Source organism: Pseudonocardia pini (assembly GCF_013870575.1).
Classification (GTDB): Bacteria; Actinomycetota; Actinomycetes; order Mycobacteriales; family Pseudonocardiaceae; genus Pseudonocardia; species Pseudonocardia pini.
In genome coordinates, this window is record NZ_JACBXB010000286.1 from 1 (window position 1) to 6,464 (window position 6,464).

Here is a 6,464-nt window from a genome sequence, read left to right on the forward strand (position 1 = left end):
CAGCACGCCCGGGTGGGACGTCCGGCAGCACCACGCCGCCGAGTCCGGCGAGGTCGCCCGCGCGGCGATCCTCGCGGACCTCGAGAACGGCGTCGCCTCCATCTGGCTGGCGGTGGGCCCGGGTGGGGTCCCCGTCGCCGAGCTGTCCGAGGTGCTCGACGAGGTGATCCTCGACCTGGCCCCCGTCGTGCTCGACGGCGGCGCCGTCGCCGTCGAGGCCGCCGAGGCCTTCCTCGAGCTGGCCGAGCGCAGGGGCGTCGCGAAGGACGCCCTCCTCGGCACCCTGGGCCTCGACCCGATCGGCCTGCGCGCCCGCTCCGGCGAGAGCCCGGCCGTCGAGTCGGTCGTGCCGCTCGCCGCCCGGGTCGCCGGTGAGTTCCCGCAGGTGAAGGCCATCGTCGTGGACGGGACGCCGGTCCAGGAGGCGGGTGGCTCGGAGGGGCAGGAGCTCGGCTTCGCGCTGGCCGCGGGCGTCGAATACCTCCGCGCCCTGACCGACGCCGGCCTGTCGGTCGAGCAGGCCGCCGGGGTCCTGGAGTTCCGCTTCGCCGCCACGGCCGAACAGTTCCCCACCATCGCCAAGCTCCGCGCCGCCAGGCGGCTGTGGGGCCGGGTCCTGGAAGCCAGCCAGGCGGACACCGGAGCGAGCGGGCCGGGGCAGACCCAGCACGCCGTCGTCTCGCCCACGCTGTTCACCAGGCGGGACCCGTGGGTGAACATGCTGCGGGGGACCGTCGCCGGGTTCGCCGCCGGCATCGGCGGCGCGGACGCGGTCACGGTGCCGCCCTTCGACATCGCGATCGGCGAGTCCGAGGCCTTCTCGCGGCGCGTCGCGCGCAACACGCAGTCCCTCCTGCTCGAGGAGTCGCACCTGGCACGGGTGATCGACCCGGGCGGCGGCTCCTGGTACATCGAGCACCTGACGGACGACCTGGCGCAGGCGGGCTGGGCGTTCTTCCAGGCCGTCGAGGCCGCGGGCGGCGCCGTCGCGGCGCTCGACTCGGGCTTCGTGGCCGAGCGGGTCGCCGAGGTCCGGGCCCAGCGGGAGAAGGGCATCGCGACCCGGCGGACCCCGCTGACCGGGGTCTCCGAGTTCCCGAACCTGGACGAGAAGCCCGTCGAGCGCACCCCGCTCCCCGAGCCCCTCGCCCGCGGGGGGCTGCCGCTCTACCGGCCCGCCGAGGCCTACGAGTCGCACCGCGACCGGTCCGACGCGATCCTGGCCGAGACCGGCTCCCGGCCGACCGCGTTCCTGGCCACCCTGGGCCCGCTCGCGGCCTACACCGCGCGGGCCGGGTTCGCCCGCAACCTGCTGCAGGCCGGGGGGATCGCGGACGTCGAGGCGGGGCCCACGGAGTCCGCCGAGGAGGTCGTGAAGGCCTACACCGGCGCCCCGGTCGTGGTCCTCTGCTCCACCGACACGCTCTACGAGGAGCGGGCCGAGGCCACCGCCGCCGCCCTCAGGGAGGCGGGTGCCCAGCGGGTCCTCCTGGCGGGCAAGGGTGCGGTCCCCGGCGTGGACGGGTACCTCTACGCGGGCTGCGACGCCCTGGCCGTCATCGAGGACGTGTACGAGGCTCTGGAGGCTTCGAAGTGACCATCCCGGACTTCACCCAGGTCGGACTCGCCTCCGACGCCGCACCGGGCACGGACTTCACCCCCGGTGCGCCGTGGGAGTCCCCCGAGGGGATCCCGGTCCAGCAGCTCTACACCCCGGCGGACCTGGAGGGGCTGGACTTCCTCCACACCTACCCGGGCATCACGCCGTACCTGCGCGGCCCGTACCCCACGATGTACGCGAGCCAGCCGTGGACGGTCCGCCAGTACGCGGGCTTCTCCACGGCCACCGAGTCCAACGCCTTCTACCGCCGCAACCTCGCGGCCGGGCAGAAGGGCCTGTCGATCGCGTTCGACCTGGCCACGCACCGCGGCTACGACTCGGACCACCCCCGCGTCGGCGGGGACGTCGGCATGGCCGGCGTCGCGATCGACTCGATCTACGACATGCGCCAGCTGTTCGACGGCATCCCGCTGGACAAGATGTCCGTCTCGATGACCATGAACGGCGCCGTCCTGCCCGTGCTCGCGCTCTACATCGTGGCGGCCGAGGAGCAGGGGGTGAAGCCGGAGCAGCTCGCGGGGACCATCCAGAACGACATCCTCAAGGAGTTCATGGTCCGCAACACCTACATCTACCCGCCCCAGCCGTCCATGAAGATCATCTCGGACATCTTCAGCTACACCTCGCAGAAGATGCCGAAGTTCAACTCGATCTCGATCTCCGGGTACCACATCCAGGAGGCCGGGGCGACGAACGACCTCGAGCTGGCCTACACTCTCGCCGACGGCGTGGAGTACCTCCGCTCGGGCATCGACGCGGGCCTCGACGTCGACAGGTTCGCGCCGCGGCTGAGCTTCTTCTGGGCCATCGGGATGAACTTCTTCATGGAGGTCGCGAAGATGCGGGCCGCGCGCCTGCTCTGGTCGAAGCTCGTGAACGAGTTCGGGCCGAAGAACCCCAAGTCGCTGTCCCTGCGCACGCACTCGCAGACCTCGGGCTGGTCGCTGACCGCGCAGGACGTCTACAACAACGTGGTCCGCACCTGCATCGAGGCGATGGCGGCGACGCAGGGGCACACCCAGTCGCTGCACACCAACGCGCTCGACGAGGCGCTCGCGCTGCCCACGGACTTCTCCGCGCGCATCGCCCGCAACACCCAGCTGCTGCTGCAGCAGGAGTCCGGCACGACCAAGGTCATCGACCCGTGGGGCGGCTCGCACTACGTCGAGAAGCTGACCTACGACCTCGCCCGCCGCGCGTGGGGGCACATCACCGAGGTCGAGAAGGCCGGGGGGATGGCCCAGGCGATCGACGCCGGCATCCCCAAGCTGCGCGTCGAGGAGGCCGCGGCCCGCACCCAGGCCCGGATCGACTCGGGCCGCCAGCCGGTCATCGGGGTCAACAAGTACGTCGTCGACTCCGACGAGGCCATCGACGTGCTCAAGGTGGACAACAAGCAGGTCCGCCGCGAGCAGCTCGAGAAGCTCGAGCGGCTGCGCGCCGAGCGGGACTCCCGCGCGGTCGACGCGGCGCTGCAGGCACTCACGAACTCGGCGGCCGCGATCGCCGACGGGTCGGAGCGCGGTTTCGACCAGAACCTGCTGGCCCTGGCCGTCGACGCCGCCCGGGCGAAGGCCACGGTCGGTGAGATCTCCGACGCGCTGGAGAAGGTGTTCGGGCGGCACTCCGGGCAGATCAGGATCATCTCCGGCGTGTACTCCGACGAAGCCGGCTCCAGCCCGGCGATCACCCGTGCCCGCGAGCTCGTGGGCGAGTTCGCCGAGGAGGAGGGTCGCCAGCCCCGCATCCTCGTCGCCAAGATGGGGCAGGACGGCCACGACCGCGGCCAGAAGGTGATCGCCACGGCGTTCGCCGACCTGGGCTTCGACGTGGACGTGGGCCCGCTGTTCCAGACCCCGGCGGAGGTCGCGCGCCAGGCCGTGGAGGCGGACGTCCACGTGGTCGGGGCCAGCTCGCTCGCGGCCGGACACCTCACGCTGGTGCCCGAGCTGAAGGAGGAGCTGGCCAAGCTCGACCGGTCGGACATCATGATCGTGGTGGGCGGGGTCATCCCGCCCGCGGACGTGCCGGAGCTGATCGAGATGGGCGCCGCGGCGGTCTTCCCGCCCGGCACGGTCATCTCCGAGGCCGCGATCGACCTGCTGGAGAAGCTGAAGGCGGCCCAGGGCTGATGCCTCGCCAGGTCGACGTCGAGACCCTCGCCGAGGGGGTCCTCGACGGCAACCGCACGTTGCTCGCCCGGGCGATCACCCTGATCGAGTCGGCCAAGCCCGCGCACCGCGAGGAGGCCCAGCGGCTGCTGCTGGAGCTGACCCCGCACGCCGGGGGAGCGGTCCGGGTCGGGATCTCCGGGGTGCCGGGCGTCGGGAAGTCGACGTTCATCGAGGCGTTGGGGACCCGGCTGACCGCGGCCGGCCACAAGGTCGCGGTGCTCGCGGTCGATCCCTCGTCGACGCGGACGGGCGGGTCGATCCTGGGGGACAAGACCCGGATGGCCGCCCTGGCGGTGGACGACAACGCCTTCATCCGGCCGTCGCCGAGCGCGGGCACGCTCGGCGGGGTCGCCCGGCGCACCCGCGAGACGATGGTGCTGATGGAGGCCGCGGGCTACGACGTCGTGCTGGTCGAGACGGTCGGCGTCGGCCAGTCCGAGGTCACCGTGGCCGGGATGGTGGACACGTTCCTCTTCCTCACCATCGCGCGCACCGGGGACCAGCTGCAGGGGATCAAGAAGGGGATCCTGGAGCTGGCCGACGTCGTGGCCGTGAACAAGGCGGACGGGCCGCACGAGACGGACGCCAAGGCCGCGGCTCGGGACCTGGCGGGCGCCCTGCACATGATGACGCCGGCGTCGGAGCACTGGCGAGCCCCGGTGCTGTCCTGCTCGGCCCAGACCGGCAAGGGGCTGGACAAGGTCTGGGGCAAGATCCTCGAGCACCGCGCGGCGCTGGAGAAGCACGGCGAGCTCGCCACCCGACGCGCGGACCAGCAGGTCGAGTGGATGTGGGCGATGATCCGCGATCAGCTGCTCGACCGGCTGACCAGCGACCCGACCGTGCGGGAGCGGCTGCCGGAGGTCACGCGAGAGGTCCGGGAGGGCGACCTGACCCCGACCCTCGCGGCGGAGCAGATCCTGAAGCTCCTCGGCTGATCGTCCTGGCGCGCCGGGCCCGAGCGCTGACAGAACGCCCAGGTGGGCGCATGCTGGATGCATGACGGACGTGGCGGGGGAGGCTCGCGAGCGGGAGAGTCCGCCTGCTCCGGCGGCCGAACCCGCCGCCGTCGACGTCTCGCCGGAGGCACCCACGGTCCGGCTCAGCGCGGACGGCTCGCCCCGGCCGCACGGATGGCGGGCGTTGGGGCTGCTCTTCAAGCGCACCGGCGTGCGGGCCTGGGACGACAACATCTTCAGCGAGTCCGCCGCCGCCGCCTTCTGGCAGACCCTGTCGCTGCCGCCGCTGCTGCTGGGCCTGCTGGGCTCGCTCGGCTACATCGGCGAGTGGTTCGGCCCGGACACCATCGCGCTGGCCCAGCGCCAGCTCGTCGCGGGCGCGGGCACCGTGTTCAGCGACAACGCCGTGGACGAGATCATCGCCCCCACGGTCGACACCATCCTCACCACCGGCCGCTCCGAGCTGGTCTCGCTGGGCTTCCTGATCTCGCTGTGGTCCGGCTCGTCGGCGATGTCGTCCTTCGTCGACGCGATCACCCGGGCCCATGACCAGTACGGCGTGCGCAACCCCGTGTGGCAGCGGATCCTCGCGCTGCTGATGTACCTGGTGGCGCTGGTCGGCGGGATCATCTCGCTGCCGCTGCTCGCCCTGGGACCGGACCGGCTGCCCAAGCTGCTGCCCGCCGCCTGGCAGGACACCGCGATCACGTTGATCGGCTGGCTGTACTACCCGGTGCTCGGGATGGGGCTCATCCTCGCCCTCACCACGCTGTACAAGCTCGCCCTGCCCGCCAAGCCGCCGTGGCACCGCGGGCTGCCGGGTGCCGTGCTGGCCGCCGTCGTGTTCCTGTGCGGCGCCACCGGCCTGCGCGTGTACATCAACTGGCTCACCGGCACGGGGTACACCTACGGCGCGCTGGCCGCGCCGATCGCGTTCCTGCTGGCCACGTTCTTCATCGGCATGGCGATCGTGGTCGGTGCGCACTTCAACGCCGCCATCCAGCACTACTGGCCGAAGAAGCTCAGCGACCGCCGCAACGCCGTCCCCCAGCCGCACCTGGACTGATCCTGCGGCCCCGGCCAGGATCACCGGGATGGACTGGCTGCGCAGGCACGATCCGGGGCTGGTCGCCGTGCGCCGCGCGGCGCGGGTCACGATCGTGGCCTGCCTGGGCTTCTACCTCTGCCGCTACGCGCTGGACAACGTCGACATGGCCCCGTACGCGCTGTTCGGGGCGGTCGCGCTCGGGGTGCTCTCCCAGATCCCGGGCAGCCCCACGCGCCGTGCCCGCACGCTGGTGGTGATGCTGCCCGTCGGGGCCGTCCTGATCACGCTCGGCACGCTGCTGTCGGTGAACCTGGCGGCGGCGACCGCGGGGATGGTCGTGCTCGGGTTCGTGGTGAGCTTCGTGGGCGTCGGTGGGCCGCGGCTGGTCGGGCTCGCGGCAGGCACGCAGCTGCTCTACATCCTGCCGTCGTTCCCGCCCTACGACCCGGGTGCGCTCGGGTGGCGGCTGGCCGGGTTCGCGCTGGCCGTCGTGCTGCTCGCGGTCGCGGAGCTCGTGCTGTGGCCGGATCCCACACCGCGTCCGTACCGGGACCGGCTGCGCGCCGGCGTCGAGGCCCTCGCGGACTGTCTCGACGCGCTCGCCGACGTCTGGTCCGGCGCGGGCCGGGAGCGGCTGGACACGGTCCTGCCCGCCGCCGAGG

Annotated in this window: 3 protein-coding genes and 2 pseudogenes; all 5 read left to right on the forward strand. The window is 72.5% G+C overall.

The window, feature by feature from the left end:
* Window positions 1-1,597, forward strand: a 1,597-nt coding sequence (locus H5J29_RS17040; protein ID WP_181781942.1) for a methylmalonyl-CoA mutase family protein, incomplete at its 5' end; no start/stop codon positions are given.
* Window positions 1,594-3,753 (forward strand): methylmalonyl-CoA mutase, encoded by a 2,160-nt coding sequence (gene scpA / locus H5J29_RS17045; protein WP_181781943.1) that lies wholly within the window; start codon window positions 1,594-1,596, stop codon window positions 3,751-3,753. The genes H5J29_RS17040 and scpA, both read left to right, overlap by 4 nt.
* A complete protein-coding gene (gene meaB, locus H5J29_RS17050) occupies window positions 3,753-4,733 on the forward strand; it encodes a methylmalonyl Co-A mutase-associated GTPase MeaB (RefSeq protein ID WP_181781944.1) in 981 nt (326 codons plus the stop codon). The genes scpA and meaB overlap by 1 nt, the downstream gene beginning before the upstream one ends.
* A 61-nt stretch (window positions 4,734-4,794) precedes the next feature.
* A pseudogene (locus H5J29_RS17055) lies at window positions 4,795-5,790 on the forward strand (YihY/virulence factor BrkB family protein); the annotation flags it as partial.
* A gap of 58 nt (window positions 5,791-5,848) precedes the next feature.
* A pseudogene (locus H5J29_RS17060) lies at window positions 5,849-6,464 on the forward strand (hypothetical protein); the annotation flags it as partial.

Excerpts from the sequence above, each read along its gene's own strand:
- meaB (WP_181781944.1), top strand. The coding sequence starts at position 3,753 with ATGCCTCGCCAGGTCGACGTCGAGACCCTCGCCGAGGGGGTCCTCGAC.